Source organism: uncultured Campylobacter sp., from assembly GCF_938018035.1.
Classification (GTDB): Bacteria; Campylobacterota; Campylobacteria; order Campylobacterales; family Campylobacteraceae; genus Campylobacter_B.
The window spans coordinates 1-2,152 of the sequence record NZ_CALIJF010000040.1; the positions used below are offsets into that span (position 1 = coordinate 1).

The following is a 2,152-nucleotide window of genomic DNA, read 5'->3' on the forward strand; positions in this document are numbered from 1 at the left end:
AGAAATTTGGGGTTATTAGAAGGACAGTTCGGCCTTTTAATTAAAATTTGAAATTCCGCATGGCTCCGCTAGGAATCACATAATTTCTCAAATACGCTTGAAATTCACGATAAATTTTTATGTTAAAATTATGATTAATAAAATTTTAAAAGGAGTGGCAATGAAATATAAAATTTTAGTTGCAACCTTTACGGCTGCTTTGGGCTTACAGGGAGCGCTTGCGAGCGATTTTGACGAGCGGGCTTGCGCGGCGCTAAAGGGCACGAAAATTTACGATACAAAGATCAGTGAAGCGATCTGGAATCAAAGCGGCGAAATCGGCGCCGATAAGATGTCTGCGCTAACGGGAGGCGCCAAAAAGACGCTAAAAGCAGCGCCGCACTGCATAATTCACGGCGATATAGCCTCGCGCACGGGCTCGGACGGCAAGCATTACGGCATAAAATTTGAGCTGCGCTTGCCGGGCGACTGGAACGGCAAGCTGCTATTTCAGGGCGGAGGCGGTTTGGACGGCTTTGTAGCGCCGGCTCTTGGTGCCGTATCTATCCGTACTAGCACCGCAACGCCCGCGCTTATGAGGGGCTATGCGGTCGTCACGACCGATTCTGGTCATCCGACGCCGACGCCGGAGTTTGGGCTCGAGCAACAGGCGCGGTTAGACTATGCCTATCAGGCTATCGGTAAGGTTGCGAGCGTCTCAAAGCAGCTGGTTTTTGAGGCGTATAAAAAAGCGCCCGCGCACAGCTACTTTATGGGCTGCTCAAACGGCGGACGCTCGGCTCTGATGGCGGCGCAGAGGTATCCGCTGGAATTTGACGGCGTAATCGCGGCAAATCCGGGTTTTAGGCTTTCGCGCGCGGCGATCGCGGAGCAGTGGGACAACCGGCAGCTTATGAAGATCGCGCCTAAAAACGCCGCTGGGGAGAAAATTTTTGCAAACGCCCTTACGCAGGAGGATTTGGATAAGCTAAGCATAGCGGTTCTGGATAAATGCGATGCGCTAGACGGCCTAAAAGACGGCATTATCTGCGCTTGGGAGAGTTGTAAATTTGATCCTAGCGGACTTGATCTGCCCAAAGAAAAAATTTCTGTGATAAAGGCGATATTTGAGGGCGCAAAAAACAGCAGGGGCGAGCAAATTTACAGCGGCTGGTTTTACGATGCCGGGGTAAATCAGCCCGGCTGGCGCATGTGGAAGCTTGGCGACTCGCAAAGCACCGAGCCAAATGCTAGAAATATCGTGCTCTCGAAGGGCTCGATGAATTATTATTTCTTGACGCCGCCGCAACCGGAGTTTGATCTGATGAGCTTTGATTTCGATAAGGACGTAGAGCGAACGTTCGAGACCGCGGCGATAAACGATGCGATTTCGACCAAGCTAGATAGCTTCCGCGCTAACGGCGGTAAACTCATCATCGTAACGGGCGTTTCCGATCCCGTATTTTCGGTGATGGATCAGCGCGATTGGTTTAAAAAGCTAGTGGAAACGAACGCGAATGCGGACGAATTTGCGCGATTTTTTGCCTTGCCTGGGATGAATCACTGCGGCGGCGGTAACGGCATCGATGACGTCGATCCGCTAAGCGCGCTTGAAGCGTGGCGCGAGCAGGGAACGGCTCCATCTAGTCTGCTAGGCAAAAGCACGAGTCGCGCGGGCAAGCAGATCCCGATTTGCGCGTATCCTAAAGTGGCTACCTACGTAGGCGGCGACGAAAATAGCGCGAGCAGCTTTGAGTGCAGATAAAATTTATTTAAAGGAGTAAAGATGAGAGGTAAAATTTTAATCGCGGCCTTTGTGGCGGTGCTTTTGTGCGGCTGCGCGACGCACGATGCAAAGCTAGGCAAGGAGGCGGATAAGAGGAGCGAAGGCGCGGCTACGGACTGCGGCGCTAGTGAGGGCGTCTGCAAGGTGCCCGCAGTGCAGGGGTCGATGGTAGGCGGCGGCACGGATGAGCACGGCTGCTTGGTCGCCGCGGGGCAGAGCTTTTCAAAGATCAAGAATGGGTGCGTGCAGGTTTTTGATGTCGCGGATGTGAGGCTGGACGACCCTGATAACGCTACGCTTGCGATCTACGGGATATTTTCCGCGTATAAAAGCAGGGTAGAAATCTTTTGGGCGAGCTTGCCTGAGAGCGTGATATTGCGCGCGAAG

2 protein-coding genes are annotated in these 2,152 nt (G+C 52.6%); both read left to right on the forward strand.

Annotated elements, in window-relative coordinates:
- The first annotated feature begins 160 nt into the window (after window positions 1-160).
- Window positions 161-1,744, forward strand: coding sequence for a tannase/feruloyl esterase family alpha/beta hydrolase (locus tag Q0257_RS01240; RefSeq protein WP_298020544.1), 1,584 nt, complete (start codon window positions 161-163; stop codon window positions 1,742-1,744).
- Window positions 1,745-1,765: 21 nt separating this feature from the next.
- Window positions 1,766-2,152: hypothetical protein (locus Q0257_RS01245; RefSeq protein ID WP_298020546.1), on the forward strand; the 387-nt coding region annotated here is incomplete at its 3' end.